General features: G+C 53.2%; 1 protein-coding gene. It reads right to left on the bottom strand.

Going from position 1 to position 231, the window contains the following annotated elements; all coding sequences use genetic code 11:
* The coding region (locus AC0QH1_RS00785) for a hypothetical protein (protein WP_324628819.1) at nt 1–231 on the bottom strand (231 nt) is incomplete at both ends.

The following is a 231-nucleotide window of genomic DNA, read 5'->3' on the forward strand; positions in this document are numbered from 1 at the left end:
TTGAGGATGAGCTTTTGGATAGATTGGCGCTGCGAGTCAAACCATTCGGAGATTTGGATTAATGCTCGCGCCATCCAGGTGGAGCCACCAAAATCGGAGGAGTCCAGCCATTTTTCAAACAGGCGATCGCCTTGGGTGAGTCCCCGTTCGAGGTAAAGTTGGTGCAGCACTTGCCGCAAATTTCGACCGATTTCGAGGCCACTGACGAAGGTGTGGCGGACGAAACCGAAG

It is taken from the genome of Phormidium sp. CCY1219, from assembly GCF_055795085.1.